This window comes from Pandoraea sp. PE-S2T-3 (assembly GCF_002179965.1).
GTDB lineage: Bacteria > Pseudomonadota > Gammaproteobacteria > Burkholderiales > Burkholderiaceae > Pandoraea.
In genome coordinates, this window is the sequence record NZ_NGUQ01000016.1 from 22832 (window position 1) to 36224 (window position 13393).

Here is a 13393-nt window from a genome sequence, read left to right on the forward strand (position 1 = left end):
CCTGCGAGGCCGGTACGCATGACGTATACTTCGTGTTTTGTATCGTAAAAGACGTCGTTTGATGGGGTGCTGCGACATTGGCGCTCACCCGGGATAGATCAGGACGTATCAAGAAATACCGAGGAATTTGCATGAACTTGCCTGCCCGCCGCGTCAGCGTGGCGCCGATGATGGATTGGACCGACTCGAATTGTCGCGTTTTCCATCGTCAGCTTTCGCGTCACACGTGGCTGTATACCGAGATGGTGACGACTGGTGCGCTGTTGCACGGAGATGTCGCGCGCCATCTGGACTTCGATGCGATCGAGCATCCGGTGGCGTTGCAACTCGGCGGCAGCGAGCCGCAGGATCTCGCACGTGCTGCGAAGCTGGGTGAGCAGTGGGGTTATGACGAAATCAATTTGAACTGCGGTTGTCCGTCGGAGCGCGTGCAGCGCGGAGCGTTTGGTGCGTGCCTGATGGCGGAGCCCGAATTGGTGGCCGATTGCGTGAAGGCGATGCGCGACGTGGTGCAGGTGCCGGTGACGGTCAAGCATCGTATCGGCATTGATGACGTCGAATCGTTTTCGTTCGTCGAGGATTTTGTCGGCAAGATCGCGGAGGCGGGATGCAGCACGTTCATCGTTCACGCGCGCAACGCGATTCTCAAGGGGCTGAGCCCGAAAGAGAACCGCGAGATTCCGCCGCTCAAGTATGACTATGCCTATCGTCTCAAGCAGGCGTTTCCGCAACTCGAGATCCTGATCAACGGTGGCGTGAAGACACTCGATGAGGTGGCGCTGCATCTGCAACATGTGGATGGTGTGATGTTGGGCCGCGAGGCGTATCACAACCCGTATGTGCTCTCGGAAGTCGACGCGCGTTTCTACGGCGATGCTGCGCCGGTGAAGTCACGCGAGGCTGTTGAGGATGCGTTGATTGAATACGCGGCGGCACAAGTGGCGAAGGGGCACTATCTGGGCGCGATCACGCGTCACGCATTGGGCTTGTATCGTGGCGTGCCGGGCGCGCGCGGGTGGCGTCGGGTGCTCTCCGACCCGAAGCGTCTGAAGGCGGGCATCGGTGCGTTCGAAGAGGCGCGCGCGCAACTGCGTGCGGGCGCGTTGGCCGAGCGCGATAGCCGTGACGCGCGTGAGGCACGCGATGCCGGCAATCTGCCGGACGTGTCGTCATTGATGTCGGCGTAAGAAGGCCCGAGAGGGCGATGCACGGCGGGTCATTGCCGCGCGAGAACACCATGCCGCGCATCGATCACGCGTGTGAGCCAAGAAATATTTAAAAGAAGTGAAGAAAGTGCTTGGCAACGCGATAATAACGTCGCTATAATCTTGTTTCTGTTCAGCAAGCAAGTCATGTTGTTGATCACGGCGGTGGCCGTAGCTCAGTTGGTAGAGTCCTGGATTGTGATTCCAGTCGTCGTGGGTTCGAGTCCCATCGGTCACCCCAAAATTCCTTGTTGTTCCCGGTAGTAACCACTTCGCTTATCAACGAATTCCCCGATTTGTCAATTTGCTCACTTTGTCGGTGACGCCTTTTTCACGCGTCTGCGATCGTAGTGACGCATCGTCGTTCCCGGGTCCGCGTGCGCGGCAAAGTCGAACACGTCAGCCTCTCGGCGCTCAAGTTTTTCCGTGATCGCAACGGGCCTTCCGTCATTCAGCGTGAAGTACGCAGGGTGAGTCGTGATGAGATGGGCAGCGCGGCGCTCTGCGTCCTGCCATTCGGCTCGCACAGAAGTGTCGAATGTCGCGATCCATGCAAACTGAGCATCCTGCCAAACACTTCCCCATCCGCTTCTTGAATATGGCTGACCTTTGCGATTGCCGAAGAGGGCCATGCCAGGAATCCGGCGCCCTTGCTGAGCGCGTTTCACGACAACGTTCAATCGCGGCGACCAAGCGCGCAGCTTCATTACCTTCTCGTCCCCTCGCTTGCGCTTGGCACTTTCGACTAGAACCCCATCGTCCCGTATGCCCGAGCGGTGGAACGGGCGTACCTCGGCCGCACGGAACCCAGTGAGATACGCGAACATCGCAGCGCATCCCATCGTCTTGAAGGGCAGGTCCTGTTTGATTGCCCACAGGTAGAAGCGCGTCACTTGGCGGCTCGTCACGTCACGCCGGATTACTTCCGTCTCGTTGAGCATGAGCCCGATAAACGGGTTGACGTCTATCAAGCCCCAACGCACGGCGTAATTGCAGATCGTCTGCATGGCGGCCATGTCTTTGTTTGCACTTGCCGGGGCGCCGGCCGCAGCCCGAGCGTCGAGGTACTGATAGCCGTGGACCATCTTGAGCGACGTCGGGGACATTCGGCCGAAGAACTTCGTGAGGTTCGCATATCGCGAGTTGCGAACAGCGATCCCGTCTTTGCTTTGGTCTCGATAGTGCTTCGGGTCGTGGTCCTTCTTGAAGCGATCGATCATGTCCCCGACTGAGCCGGCCACGACCTGTCCGGCCTGGATATCCAGAGCTCGTCGCTTCGCCGTTGATTCCGCGACACTGATACTTGCCCGATCACCAACCGGCGCAGTAGCAAGGGTCTCGCCGCGACCGTCCGGATAGAGGTAGATGAACGAAACCTTCGTTACGCCCGTGCGCTTATACAGGCGCGGTACGGTGGTGCGCTCTCTATGCGTGGATGAAGGCTTTGAGGTTCGGCGTTTCGTCATGCTTCGTGTTCTCGATCTCGTGGGCGATACCCATTTTTTTGTCGCGGTACGCGCGTGCAACCTTCGGTTGACCGTGTGCGTCAACGACATAGCGCCAGCGGTGGGTGGTAAGCCACTTCATCATGGCGGCCCGTTGGTTTGCCTTGCACCCAATCAGCTCGGCGAGCTCGTGCATGGAGAGGTAGTCGCTCATCTCGCAATTCCCCAATCTCTCGCGGTCACCCGCGGAATTTCGTTCGTACTATCATGGCTTCTCGGCCACTCTCGGAAGCCGCTCAAACCATGCCGTCCATCAACTTCGTGCATCGCGGGTGCACCGTCGACATTCAGATCGGCGAGCGTGCGACGCTGTGGGACATCACCATCGAAGTCACGCCTTTTGATGGCGTGGAGCTCATCGAGCCCTTCGGCCCCAGAAAACTCAAGCTGCCAAAGACCGAAGCGCTCGACGACATCACGAACACCCTCGTGGACGAGGTATGTCTGGCGATTGATCAGCGGCTGGTCGGCTGCTGATTCAGCCGTTTGAAGTGGGCGTGCGCGGGATTTCCTTAGAAACAAGCATCCCAGCGTCGCGTAGCCTGTCCTGACCGTTAGCCACTTTTGCCCCAAGCCATACGGACTCAAGCCCCCACGTCCTGGCGGGCTTCTTTTTGTCGCGGTCGGGTGGGTAGTCATGCTGCCTTCTCGATTTCCAAGTTCTCGACGCTCTGGATTCGATTGCCAATCCACCGCATCACGTTGACAGCCATGCTGTTGCCAAGGGCTTTGTAGCGGGGTCCGTCTGGAGCCTTCTTGCCGGGAAGCAGCGTGTAGTCGTCCGCAAACCCTTGCAGTCGTTCGCATTCGCGAGGTGTGAGCCGACGGACTTGAGTTGCTGTCAGAAGCGCGGGAGCCGGACTGTTTGCATCGAGGCACGGTGATCGCTCTTCGAACAACTTGCCAGCGTTGTTGCTCTTGGTGTTATGGAGCTTGGTGGTATAGACCATGACAGCCTGATGCCCCCCTCCATTCGTATGGCTGTTGGCGTGGCCCATTGACCGCTGCGTTGCCGCAACGTCGCCGATGGCGAACCCGTTGCGCCCGCTGGTCTTGCAGTCGAAGCCAATAGCCGGCAGGAAATGACCCGCTACGGCGCCCTCCGGCCTGCCGCCCGCACCTCCGGCGAAGCTATCGCGGCAGATTGCGCCGGCTACTACTGGAATCAGCGGCGTGCCGCGGCCGGTGCCGTCTTCGCTTGCGTCGAATCCTTCGGCGCGCAGCGAATGAGCAACGAGCAACGTCTCCGTCTCCGCATCGATTCGCTGATTGCTCGTCGTGAGTGCGCGAGCAATCGTCGGGATCATCAGCCCGTCTCGGCCGTCGCCTCCGCACGCTCCGCTACCGTTGAGAGCGCTGCGCGTAAGGGTTCCGGCAACTCTTTCGCCCGTTTCGCGGCGCGGCGCAGGATGCCCGAGCAGGCTTTCGCGCTCAAAAAGTACCGCTGCGGGACGTCGCCAGTCTCCAAGATATCCGACAACGAACACACGCCGGCGTCGCTGAGGGACTGCGCGAGAGTGTGATTCCACTCGGACGTACTGAGCGTCAAGAACGCGGTAGGCGAACCCATACCCGAGTTCTGCCAAGCCCCCGAGGAAGGTACCAAAATCCCGGCCCTTGTTCGATGACAGTACGCCGGGGACGTTTTCCCAGACCAGCCAGCGGGGAGCGTATCGGCGAGCAATGGCAAGATAGGTGAGCATGAGGTTGCCACGCGGATCTGCCAGTCCCTTTCGGAGTCCCGCGACGCTGAAGGACTGACAAGGGGTTCCGCCGACGAGAAGATCGATAGTTGCATCGGGCCAGTCCTTGAACTTGGTCATGTCGCCCAGGTTGGGCACGTTTGGGTAGTGGTGGGCGAGCACGGCTGCGGGGAAGCGCTCGATCTCCGAGAATGCCTGCGGCTGCCAGCCGAGCGGATGCCATGCGCACGTAGCGGCCTCGATGCCCGAGCAGACGGACAGATAACGCAGCGGCCGGCAGTCGCCCAGAATGATCTCGTTCTGTCTCATGGTTCAATTTGCTACGAGAAATGGTGCTTGGTCGGCGATTGACTGCATTCGCGCGTCGCCGATGCTAGGATGGGCTCTCGGATACAGATGGAGGTCGCGATGGCCGAAGGCGCAGAAGTGTTCAGCTCGCACGAAGGATTTACGATTCGTGCTTTGGCGATGCCGGAGTATTCTCCGCACGGTCCGGGCGTTAAATTTGGTTACGTTGCACATGTGTGTCGCCCTGGTGCAGATACCCGCTATGCCGACAAGGTGGTGCGTTTTGCTCATCCCGTGCATGATTTCGCATCGGCTACGGCAGCCGAAGAAGCGGCATTTAATGAGGGGCGGTCCATCATCGACGGAACACATGCGAGCCTGAATGCCAAAGGTCTGTAGCATCACGCCCCCTTAGCGCCATCGACGCGCTTGAACTCGATCACCCACACCCACGGGTTTGCATCCCACGAGCCGGGGCCGCTGATCGATTCCCACAAGATGCGGAAGCCATCGCGGTATACGCCGCCCAGTGATTCGATTTTGCGCGGCTTTCCGTCGGCATCGTCGCGGAAGGTGATCCCGATTGCTTCGCTGCCTTCAGCGCGTGCATCCGCTTCGCTGATGCTATTCAGCCGCTCGACGCGCACGCCGGTGATTTCAAGCACCAGACGGCACATCGAACGCGGCATGTGGATCGCAGGACGCTTACGCATTTCGTACGGCTCGATGTGATCGGGGTCGTCCGACTGCCCATATCCCCATTCGGCCGCACTGCGTCCTTCATCGGATTCGACGAATACTGGGCCAACCCATCCGTGCTGCTCGACGTCGTACGTTGTCTCGCGCACCCACAGGCGGTCGCCGGGCTGGCCGTGTGGGCTATTCGTGAAGTCGCCGCCGTTCACCTCGCCGGCCAGTTCGTGAGCGGCAAGCAGCACGCCGAAATGAAGATCCTTGCGGGGCTTCACGACCCGCCTCGTCTGCGTCTTGGTGCCGTCGAGGATTGCGCGCACCATCGCCGCGCTGAAGAAGATAGGGCGCTCACGCGTAGCGCGTGTTTTCGAATCGCTCATGCTAGGATTCCTGAAAGACAATCTCGGGGATTTAATGGACGCGTTTAAAGATTTTTCGAAGGCTTTGGGTGCTGTCTTGTTATTGGCTGCGACCCTGATACTTGCGGTCCACCTAGGCATGAAACTGGAGGCGGATATGGGGGATGCGGGCAAGTCCCTTTCCGGTTGGGTCCAGGCCGTGGGGTCGATTGCTGCGATATTGGGGGCCGTGTACGTGACGCGGATGCAGATGGTCCACGTCGCCAAGAGCCGCCGAGCGGCTATCGTGGCTATCGGCGAGGCGGCCATGACGCGGGTGGATGAGGTTGAAAAGTTGGTCTCGGAGAAAAACCCGAGAGCTGCCCTTTTTGCCCGTTTTCCGACGTGGAGACTAGACCGCGTAATTTCGGCTTTTGACGCCGCGCCAGTCCATGATATCCAGTCTGGCGACGGCGTCATTGCGTTTCTGGCGATACGCGAACACTTGGTGCTTCTACAAAAGGCGGTGAAAGAATGCACTGACGGCCCGGACAGCCATCCAAAATTTTCCGACGGCCTTCGAGCGCTCAGAGATCGTTATGAAAACGACGAATATCAAAAGCAGTTTGCTTATCTCGCGGAGACGTTAAAGACGAACGTGATGACGCAAGTCGGGGTAATTCGAGAGCATTTTTCTACCCTGCGAGGATGCCTATAGACCCGTTGGCATTACTCTCTTTTCGCCTGATTGGCGGCAATGGCGGCGCGGGCAAACGCAACGGCCAGACGAAAATGACTTCCGAATTTCCTGGAATCTTCGTCGCGATCTTCGGCTACGCGCTCGAATAGCTGAAACAATTCTCTGTCCGTCATCTTGTCCCCGCCATCCGCCGACAGCCCTGCGCGGGCTTGCCAACCTTTGGCAAACAGATCGCGCTCCGTACGCATGGCCGGATCGTTCCAATCTGCTTGAAAGCTGGTCTGATATGCCTCAATAAGCGCAGGTGTACTGGACATCGTCTCCACCACTGAAGGCGGAGCCGGATCGGTATTCAGCCCTTCAGGGCGGGGGTCTTGGTAGCCCATGCTTACGCCTCCTCGCGTTCGCCGCCCACGGCTTCGATCAGATCGTCGAGCAGTTTGGCAAGCTCACCGGTCATCAGCGCCACATCGGCGTCGAACTTCTCGGCTTCCCCTTCGGCCGTCGGATCGGCGGCGTCCTTGATGATGTCGAGCGGCGTCACGCGCTTGATCGCGAACGCATCGGTGAGCACGAACGAAATGCGGTCGTTCCACGTCATCGCTAGGCGCGTGGTGCGCTTTCCGCTCTGGATATGTTGGCGGACGTCCACGCCGTCGAGAGGGTGACGCACGTAACGCACGGCTGCCTTCTCGTCGGTATTCGAGCGCAGTTCCACGTCCTGATCGACCGTGAAGCCGCCCGGCGCTTCGTTACCGGCCAGCCATGACGTCATGACAGCGACCGGTGCCTCGTTGAGCTCAATGTTCTCGAGCGTGATGTCGAGCGTCTTGAGCAGCAGGCTGCGCACTTCGTCGGCCTTCGTCGGCGACGCGGCGTCGATCACCAGCCAGCGATTCACCGGATCGATCCACACGCGCGTGTCGCGACGAATGCCGAAGGCGCGCGGCAGCAGCTCGTCGGTGACCTGCTCCTTGAGTTCCTTCATCTGCTTGCGACCCGGCTTGAAGCCTTGCTGCTCTTCGAGGTCCGCCGCTTTCGCTCGAGTCACCTGGTTGATGACCGATGCAGGCAACAGCTTCTTCTCGGTGCGCAGCGCAAGGAGGATCTGACGATTCACGACATGCGCGAGTTCGCCGCCCTCACGCGGCGATGACCAGCCCGTGGTGTGCAGTTCCATCGCCGAGGGCTCACGGAACGCTTGCTTCTGAAGCAGTTCGTTCAGGCGTTCAGTGCTGAGGGTCCAGTCGGAGATGCGGAAAATCTGGAGGTTACGGAACCACATGGGCTGTTTCCTTGCGTTGGTGGTGGGTCGGCGGCGCTCACTTGTCGCGGGGTGAGTCGGCCTTGATGAAGAAGGCGAGGGCGGCGATCAGGATGGACTCGTGCCGTTCGAGGGCGTCGCGGCGTGCCTGCTTGGCTTCAAATTCCTCGCGGATGCGGGGTGATCCAGGGCGAGGCGGAAGTCGAGACGGCTGGTGATTCATGAGCGGCCGCAGTTCTTTCCACGCGCGTTCGGCTGCCGCTCGTTTTGCGGCTGACCTCATACGCCGTGCTTCCACCTCACATAGAGGCAGGCGACGAGAAGAACGCCCCAGATCGTCCATGCGGCCGGCTGGTGAGCGCGAATCCACTTGTCGGCGCCGTTGACAGTCCAGATGAGGATGCGATCAAACATGGCGTTCCTCAGTGGGAGGCGTCGCCATACCCCATTCGGTAGGCGAGATCAGTGGAGAGGCAGGGGCGGCCGCACTTGGCGTCGTTCCAGCCGACCTGATATTGGCGAATTTCTGCTGCAAACATGGGAATCCTCCAGAGAGGTTGGAAGGCCCCGGCAGAACACCGGGGCCTGCGGCTTTGACCATGTCCGCCATGGGCCTGTGAGCGTTCAGGCTCGCTCTACCGCGTTCTCAATGGGCAATCTCTCTTAGCCGATGGGCGCCAGATCCACTAGCCATAGTCGATAGGCACGGCCGGATTAGGTGTTGGTCGAATGCGCCACCGGACCTGCCGGCCAAGGCGCGGGTACGCCACCGCTCGCGCCCAGAGGAGCGGCAGCAGGATCAAGATGATCGGCATGTGGAATGAGAATGGAGCGGGCTACCGGGATCGAACCGGTGTACTCAGCTTGGAAGGCTGGTGCCTGACCACTCGGCCAAGCCCGCGAAGATGGCGCCCCCTGTAGGATTCGAACCCACAACCTGACGGCCTAGAACACCGATGCTCTATCCATTGAGCTAAGGGGGCAGAAGTGGAGTTCACCCTCAAGAGAGCAGACCCGAGATCCTGAGCAGATCGGGGAAGTGGGATACGGGCTATTTAACGTCGCTGCGCCGACGCCGGGTCTGCTCACTTGAAGGTTGCCCGCCGAAGCGGGCGGCGCTGCTCATTCGCTCCAGTAGCTCATTTCGACGTCGGCAGTACCTTCCGGGTCGCCTTCGCGATCCCAGTCGACGCGCTGTTCGAAGCAGGCTTCGGCCATGTCGATCGCTACCTCTTTGGTGACACCGCCGCGATCCTGAAAGCGCTTCACGCAACGTGCCTTCCAGTCCTCGTCCGTGATGTCGGGCAGCGACGCCAAGTGCTTGTCGTGGTTCTCTTTGTTCTTCATTTCTTCAACGCCCATCTGTCGCTCCTAGTCCGTAAAGGGGTGCCGCACTCTGGCGGCCGTCACGCCTACGTCATCGGGGGCGTTCCCTCGCCGGGGAGGTGTTCGGTTACGCAGCGTTGCGAAGCTGAGTTTCAGTGGGACGCTTCAGGCTCCCGATATCAATCGAACCAACGCTGCGTTTGGTCCCGGCCTCGGTAAGCGAAAGAGTGGCATTGAACCCGTCAACACCCTCGACCGTGTAGACGGAGCCCTCGTCCAAGCTGTTCACCGCGACCTTCATCCCAACCGCGACTTCTTTCGATTTCATGGGTTCTCTCCTCGTGTATATGGCGCGACTCTCGAGAAGAAAGCCGCCTCAGATACATCACACGCAGTGCCCCGGCTACACCCGGCTAACCGGCTCCGGGGTCTCCTGCGTTTTGTGTCGATTACCTCGCCATCGACACGATGAGTGGGCGCCGCGATGTATTGCGGAAGCCAGCCAAACCAGTTGGCCAACCATTTCCGCGTTTCCAACCTACTCATCCACGCGTGTGGGAGATGTGTGCGCATGGCGGCGCTATGGCCGCGTGACACCTTTTATCCGTCGAATTTTTAGAGAGCACCCGAGAGGTCGGGCGGGCAGCGATGTGTGCTGCGGTGATTGAATAATCACATATGTGATTTGGTGAGTCAACACATTTGTGATTTTTGTCGAGGAAATTTGTAACTCCCTTGAGATTCGGCAGCATTCAAGGTGATCGCCCGAGCGGCCCTGCCTCTACAATTGGCGTTTCCATGAATCCGCAGTGAACGGCAATGGACGACGACGAGATCAATTCGCTTTCGGAACGGATTTGGCAAGAGACCGGGGACGTTCGACTCTATCTCGACGCGCTGAGAGAAGAACAGCGCTCCCGTTCCCCAATCACTGCCGCGAAGGCGAAGAAAAAGGCTGTAAAAAAGACGAATTCGATCAAAAAGCTCGATGCGTCGAGGGCGCTCCGGCGCTCGCAGGCATTCCTAGCGTTTGTGACTATTGTCGAGAGCAAGGGAGTTCGCGCCGACGGGGTGGATGAGAGCCTACTGATCAACGTGTGGGCAAACGAGCGCTGGGACCAAGTGCCGTTGTCTGTTGGGAAATTGATTCGTGATGATCAGGAAGTGAAGGCGGCCTTTCACGCTTTTGCGTCCATTTCCTCCAATTGCGGGAGTACCCCATTGGCGCTTCGTCCACAGACCAAGTTGAACAAGCGCTATGGTTTGCGGATGGCAGACTTGTCCATGCGTACTTTTATGCGCGCGGCTTCGGAACACCTGAGGAAGCTCCGTCTTCTTGAGTCAGCTATCGAGCGTTTGGACCAACTTTCCTTACAGGAACTTCAGAGCTTAGAAGTTAGCGGCGATGACGTTGCTAGACGCATTGCAGCACTTACATTTCGCATATCGGATGAGATAAAACGACGGGAGGCGCAACGCGGTGGGGAGGCAAAACGTGAGAAGTTTGCGCCGGTCCGTCAGTACGCCTTGGATTTGGCGAATCGAGGTAGTTTTCCCAGCCGCAGACAGGCGGTATTAGCCATCAAAAGTGGAGTGCTAGCGTTTGCCAAAACGCTCGATGGCGTTTCCATGAGCGAGCAGCAGGCCGAAAAAACGATAGACGGTTGGCTTAAGGACCTAGGCTATACCCCATCTACAGGCAAACAGGGTACGTCAGGTGGCTAACGTGCTATGCCTACTCCAGCACGAACTATCTTCCTTTCGGTGATGTAACCACCATGCAGCCATGAGCTCTCGGATCGGCCGAGAGCGATCACCGAGAGTGAACATGGCGGTTTCTAATCCCATCTTCCTTGCAGAATACCAAGGACTTGCGGTCCCCTTTCTGGGGGACGGCTGGTTCAATGCGACTGTTGCTGCCAAACGCTTCGAAAAGCGTGTTGACAATTGGCTTCGCCTCGACGAAACGAAGACATATATCGCGGCGCTGACCGAAATGATAAATCCCTCACATCTGAGGGATTTTGTGCGTACTCAGCGTGGGCGCAATGGCGGTACATGGATGCACCCGAAGCTAGGTGTCGTGTTTGCGCGTTGGTGCGACGTGCGTTTTGCCGTCTGGTGCGACATCCAGATCGAACAGATCCTCCGCGGCGGCGTAACGATCTGGGATAAGGCTTGCTGTGAGCAAAGCACTACCAATGATCGCGAGGCCCTGCTCATCGCCGCTGCGGCGCTGGTGGCTCGTCACCGGCTGTCATACAGCGCCGTCTACAAGGCGCTCAACACTTTTTCGGGCGTGACCCACGCGAGAGAAATGACGTGCGGACAGGTTCTTGAGAGCACGGCATTCGCGGATCGATTGTTAAAGGGAGTGTCGTCCAGTGCTGATCACGCGCGTTTCGCGCTACAGATCGCAGGTGATGGCTTCGATGGGACTCAATTGCTCCTGAGCTTGAAGTTTGCTGTGCCTAGCGACGAATCGCATTGATCTTGAATAAATCCAAGAAATACGGATAAACTACTGTTCATATATACAGTAGTCTTAACGAAAACTCGAAGAGGGCCTAGCTGTGACGAATAGTGGTGCGTCCCAAATCCGCTGTAAGCCAGGGGACTTAGCGCGAATCAAGAAGGCATGGAACGAGCTGCTAGAAGGTCGGCTGGTGTTCATCCGTCGAGCATATTCGTCAACAGAATGGTTAGTCTACTTGCTTGATGGCCCGGCCTTTGCTGTGAGTGAGGACAGGTGCCACTTGGTTGTGGCACGCGCCATGATCGCCGACGATTGGGCTTTAGAGCCGCTCCATGGCACTCGCCCCGAATCTGCTGGGGACGTTACGGATTCAGGCGACCAATTGGTTCACCGTCCTGCGGAAGTAATCTGAGCATCAAATTAAACGTTTGGGCTGCTTCGCCGGCCTGATCTGCCTGCAATATGGCGTCAATTAATTCTCTCGCCGCGTCGCTCGCGGCCGCGATCGCGGCTTCGTAGCTCTTCTTTGATCCCGTGCTCACGCCGGGCGACCCGGTCCCCTCAGCAAGCCAGAGAGCATTTACCCCGAGCACCTCTGCAATCTGAGGGAGCCGCCGCGCCGTATTTCTGGTGCCGGACTCTAGATTTCCAATCGTTGATTGAGAAACGCCCGCCTTCGCCCCGAGTTGATCTTGGGAGAGGCCGGCGTTTGTTCGTGCCCATCTGAGGCGTTCGGCGAGTGAGTACATAACACAATCGTAATAGAGTAGGCCATTTCATTTGTGTTGACTTGAATAAACACAAATGTGATACTTGCTTGTATGGACATCCAAAAAACAATTTCTGACCTTTTGAGAACTGGGCTTACCCAAGCGCAGCTCGCTGGGCTGATTCCGTGCTCGCAATCGCTCATTTCTGCGCTTTTGTCAGGAAAGCGTGGCGAGAGGGTGTCGTATTCGATCGCGATTCGTGTCGCGGAATTGCACCGTGAGAGGTGCGGAGTCGATGCGCGAGATAAATCCCGCCACCGATCGAGCGCCGACGCTGCAAGAGACAGCGCGGGCGCAAAACTTGAATGTGTTGGGGGCGGCGCTTCTGGAGAGGGCGAATGAACGAAGCGCATTCGATTCGGCTTTGCGTGAGATCCGAAAAATTGGAGCTGGCGCTGCGTGATCTTGCAGGTCTAGCGGAACGCCTTCCGAATGTTGTCCAGAGCTTTTTTGATGGCCTGCTCGGCAGCTCGGATCTCGTCTGCTTTCACAGCAGTGATGGCGCCGCAGGAACGGCAGGTGAGATCTGGATTCGTCTTGAGCCGTCGGATCGTCTCCTTGGACTTCTGGCCGCATTTCCCACAGGGAATCTCGACGGTTTGGGAGTCCAGGCTGAAGGTCATGAGCACTCCTAGATTGAGTGAACTGGTTGTGTGGAAACACCATTCTCGCATGACGGTGAGTGCTCATCTTTATCTCGCAGGGTGTGAATTTCATGCCTTGCATCGTAGGCAAATCAGCGTGCAACAGCACGCAACTTAGATTGAGGGAGGTTGAACATGGCTGATCGGCCGAATATTGAGAAGGCCTTGCGTCTTCTCCTTTCTGGCGACGAGCGGAAAGCTGCGATGGAAGTTCTGAACTGGGATGCATCGCAGGTTTCGCGCTTTCTTTCCGGGCAGAACGGGATCCCCATCGACAAGCTCGACCAGGTGATCTACCTGACGGGTTTTGTGATGGTGACGCCGCGTTATCTCGAAGGTCTCGCGTCGATGGCGGAGACCGGTGTTGGGTGCCGTTGTGCGCGAGAGGGTGGTGGTGAGTGCGGTTTCGAGCGCCGGGTGAAGGTTCTGCCGCGTGCAGCGTGAGGTGACGATGCGAGACGTTGTTCGATACATGCGCATC

At 58.4% G+C, this 13393-nt stretch carries 18 protein-coding genes and 3 tRNA genes; 9 read left to right on the forward strand and 12 right to left on the reverse strand.

Annotated elements, in window-relative coordinates; genetic code table 11:
- Nucleotides 1-131: 131 nt before the first annotated feature.
- Together dusA and CDV46_RS14985 are read left to right on the forward strand one after the other, a co-directional pair.
- Complete coding sequence (gene dusA / locus CDV46_RS14980) at nt 132-1187, forward strand: tRNA dihydrouridine(20/20a) synthase DusA (protein WP_254916064.1); 1056 nt, start codon at nt 132-134, stop codon at nt 1185-1187.
- 183 nt (nt 1188-1370) lie between these two features.
- Nucleotides 1371-1446, forward strand: a tRNA-His gene (locus tag CDV46_RS14985).
- Between the two features lie 67 nt (nt 1447-1513).
- Here CDV46_RS14985 and CDV46_RS14990 read toward each other — a convergent pair.
- Both CDV46_RS14990 and CDV46_RS14995 read right to left on the reverse strand, forming a co-directional pair.
- On the reverse strand, nt 1514-2671 hold the full coding sequence (locus CDV46_RS14990) for a hypothetical protein (RefSeq protein ID WP_140413373.1): 1158 nt from the start codon (nt 2669-2671) through the stop codon (nt 1514-1516).
- Nucleotides 2631-2864, reverse strand: a complete 234-nt coding sequence (locus CDV46_RS14995) for a DUF4224 domain-containing protein (RefSeq protein ID WP_087688077.1) — start codon at nt 2862-2864, stop codon at nt 2631-2633. The genes CDV46_RS14990 and CDV46_RS14995 overlap by 41 nt, the downstream gene beginning before the upstream one ends.
- A gap of 53 nt (nt 2865-2917) precedes the next feature.
- Between CDV46_RS14995 and CDV46_RS15000 the strand changes: the two genes are divergently transcribed.
- Nucleotides 2918-3187 carry a hypothetical protein gene (locus CDV46_RS15000; RefSeq protein WP_140413374.1) on the forward strand — a complete coding sequence of 90 codons (270 nt, stop codon included), beginning with the start codon at nt 2918-2920 and terminating at the stop codon, nt 3185-3187.
- A 158-nt stretch (nt 3188-3345) separates the two neighbouring features.
- On the opposite strand, the gene CDV46_RS15005 is transcribed toward CDV46_RS15000, so the two are convergent.
- Nucleotides 3346-4722, reverse strand: a complete 1377-nt coding sequence (locus tag CDV46_RS15005) for a DNA cytosine methyltransferase (protein WP_087723348.1) — start codon at nt 4720-4722, stop codon at nt 3346-3348.
- A 99-nt stretch (nt 4723-4821) separates the two neighbouring features.
- Here CDV46_RS15005 and CDV46_RS15010 point away from each other — a divergent pair, with 99 nt between their 5' ends.
- Nucleotides 4822-5100 (forward strand): hypothetical protein, encoded by a 279-nt coding sequence (locus tag CDV46_RS15010; protein WP_140413375.1) that lies wholly within the window; start codon nt 4822-4824, stop codon nt 5098-5100.
- Nucleotides 5101-5102: 2 nt separating this feature from the next.
- Here the strand turns inward: CDV46_RS15010 and CDV46_RS15015 are convergent, their stop codons facing one another.
- Nucleotides 5103-5717 carry a hypothetical protein gene (locus CDV46_RS15015; protein ID WP_254916065.1) on the reverse strand — a complete coding sequence of 205 codons (615 nt, stop codon included), beginning with the start codon at nt 5715-5717 and terminating at the stop codon, nt 5103-5105.
- A gap of 55 nt (nt 5718-5772) precedes the next feature.
- On the opposite strand from CDV46_RS15015, the gene CDV46_RS15020 reads away from it, so the two are divergent.
- Entirely contained in the window at nt 5773-6450 is a 678-nt protein-coding gene (locus tag CDV46_RS15020) for a hypothetical protein (RefSeq protein ID WP_087723354.1), read from the forward strand.
- A gap of 11 nt (nt 6451-6461) precedes the next feature.
- Here CDV46_RS15020 and CDV46_RS15025 read toward each other — a convergent pair whose 3' ends face one another.
- The 7 genes from CDV46_RS15025 to CDV46_RS15055 form a co-directional block, all read right to left on the reverse strand.
- Nucleotides 6462-6818, reverse strand: a complete 357-nt coding sequence (locus tag CDV46_RS15025; protein ID WP_087723356.1) for a hypothetical protein — start codon at nt 6816-6818, stop codon at nt 6462-6464.
- A gap of 2 nt (nt 6819-6820) precedes the next feature.
- Nucleotides 6821-7717 carry a recombination-associated protein RdgC gene (locus CDV46_RS15030; protein ID WP_087723358.1) on the reverse strand — a complete coding sequence of 299 codons (897 nt, stop codon included), beginning with the start codon at nt 7715-7717 and terminating at the stop codon, nt 6821-6823.
- Between the two features lie 37 nt (nt 7718-7754).
- Nucleotides 7755-8039 (reverse strand): hypothetical protein, encoded by a 285-nt coding sequence (locus CDV46_RS15035; RefSeq protein WP_140413376.1) that lies wholly within the window; start codon nt 8037-8039, stop codon nt 7755-7757.
- A gap of 484 nt (nt 8040-8523) precedes the next feature.
- A tRNA-Gly gene (locus CDV46_RS15040) sits at nt 8524-8597 on the reverse strand.
- Nucleotides 8598-8602: 5 nt separating this feature from the next.
- Nucleotides 8603-8679: transfer RNA gene (locus tag CDV46_RS15045), tRNA-Arg, on the reverse strand.
- A 139-nt stretch (nt 8680-8818) separates the two neighbouring features.
- Nucleotides 8819-9058 carry a hypothetical protein gene (locus CDV46_RS15050; RefSeq protein ID WP_254916066.1) on the reverse strand — a complete coding sequence of 80 codons (240 nt, stop codon included), beginning with the start codon at nt 9056-9058 and terminating at the stop codon, nt 8819-8821.
- Between the two features lie 91 nt (nt 9059-9149).
- Nucleotides 9150-9350, reverse strand: a complete 201-nt coding sequence (locus CDV46_RS15055; protein WP_087723362.1) for a hypothetical protein — start codon at nt 9348-9350, stop codon at nt 9150-9152.
- Between the two features lie 491 nt (nt 9351-9841).
- On the opposite strand from CDV46_RS15055, the gene CDV46_RS15060 reads away from it, so the two are divergent.
- The gene (locus CDV46_RS15060) at nt 9842-10747 is read left to right on the forward strand and encodes a hypothetical protein (protein WP_087723365.1); all 906 of its coding nucleotides are present in this window, start codon (nt 9842-9844) and stop codon (nt 10745-10747) included.
- 103 nt (nt 10748-10850) lie between these two features.
- A complete protein-coding gene (locus CDV46_RS15065; protein ID WP_176399088.1) occupies nt 10851-11513 on the forward strand; it encodes a KilA-N domain-containing protein in 663 nt (220 codons plus the stop codon).
- Nucleotides 11514-11860: 347 nt separating this feature from the next.
- Here CDV46_RS15065 and CDV46_RS15070 read toward each other — a convergent pair whose 3' ends face one another.
- Entirely contained in the window at nt 11861-12247 is a 387-nt protein-coding gene (locus CDV46_RS15070; protein WP_087723369.1) for a helix-turn-helix domain-containing protein, read from the reverse strand.
- Nucleotides 12248-12606: 359 nt separating this feature from the next.
- Between CDV46_RS15070 and CDV46_RS26835 the strand changes: the two genes are divergently transcribed.
- The gene (locus tag CDV46_RS26835; protein ID WP_140413377.1) at nt 12607-12903 is read left to right on the forward strand and encodes a hypothetical protein; all 297 of its coding nucleotides are present in this window, start codon (nt 12607-12609) and stop codon (nt 12901-12903) included.
- 144 nt (nt 12904-13047) lie between these two features.
- Nucleotides 13048-13356, forward strand: a complete 309-nt coding sequence (locus CDV46_RS15085) for a DNA-binding protein (RefSeq protein ID WP_087688064.1) — start codon at nt 13048-13050, stop codon at nt 13354-13356.
- Nucleotides 13357-13393: the final 37 nt, after the last annotated feature.

Coding starts and splice junctions, on each gene's coding strand:
- CDV46_RS15020 (WP_087723354.1), top strand. CDS start 5,773: ATGCTAGGATTCCTGAAAGACAATCTCGGGGATTTAATGGACGCGTTT.
- CDV46_RS15000 (WP_140413374.1), top strand. CDS start 2,918: ATGGCTTCTCGGCCACTCTCGGAAGCCGCTCAAACCATGCCGTCCATC.
- CDV46_RS15070 (WP_087723369.1), bottom strand. CDS start 12,247: ATGTACTCACTCGCCGAACGCCTCAGATGGGCACGAACAAACGCCGGC.
- CDV46_RS15065 (WP_176399088.1), top strand. CDS start 10,851: ATGGCGGTTTCTAATCCCATCTTCCTTGCAGAATACCAAGGACTTGCG.
- CDV46_RS15010 (WP_140413375.1), top strand. CDS start 4,822: ATGGCCGAAGGCGCAGAAGTGTTCAGCTCGCACGAAGGATTTACGATT.
- CDV46_RS14995 (WP_087688077.1), bottom strand. CDS start 2,864: ATGAGCGACTACCTCTCCATGCACGAGCTCGCCGAGCTGATTGGGTGC.
- dusA (WP_254916064.1), top strand. CDS start 132: ATGAACTTGCCTGCCCGCCGCGTCAGCGTGGCGCCGATGATGGATTGG.
- CDV46_RS15025 (WP_087723356.1), bottom strand. CDS start 6,818: ATGGGCTACCAAGACCCCCGCCCTGAAGGGCTGAATACCGATCCGGCT.
- CDV46_RS15055 (WP_087723362.1), bottom strand. CDS start 9,350: ATGAAATCGAAAGAAGTCGCGGTTGGGATGAAGGTCGCGGTGAACAGC.
- CDV46_RS15035 (WP_140413376.1), bottom strand. CDS start 8,039: ATGGACGATCTGGGGCGTTCTTCTCGTCGCCTGCCTCTATGTGAGGTG.
- CDV46_RS14990 (WP_140413373.1), bottom strand. CDS start 2,671: ATGACGAAACGCCGAACCTCAAAGCCTTCATCCACGCATAGAGAGCGC.
- CDV46_RS15060 (WP_087723365.1), top strand. CDS start 9,842: ATGGACGACGACGAGATCAATTCGCTTTCGGAACGGATTTGGCAAGAG.
- CDV46_RS15005 (WP_087723348.1), bottom strand. CDS start 4,722: ATGAGACAGAACGAGATCATTCTGGGCGACTGCCGGCCGCTGCGTTAT.
- CDV46_RS26835 (WP_140413377.1), top strand. CDS start 12,607: ATGAACGAAGCGCATTCGATTCGGCTTTGCGTGAGATCCGAAAAATTG.
- CDV46_RS15050 (WP_254916066.1), bottom strand. CDS start 9,058: ATGGGCGTTGAAGAAATGAAGAACAAAGAGAACCACGACAAGCACTTG.
- CDV46_RS15015 (WP_254916065.1), bottom strand. CDS start 5,717: ATGGTGCGCGCAATCCTCGACGGCACCAAGACGCAGACGAGGCGGGTC.
- CDV46_RS15030 (WP_087723358.1), bottom strand. CDS start 7,717: ATGTGGTTCCGTAACCTCCAGATTTTCCGCATCTCCGACTGGACCCTC.
- CDV46_RS15085 (WP_087688064.1), top strand. CDS start 13,048: ATGGCTGATCGGCCGAATATTGAGAAGGCCTTGCGTCTTCTCCTTTCT.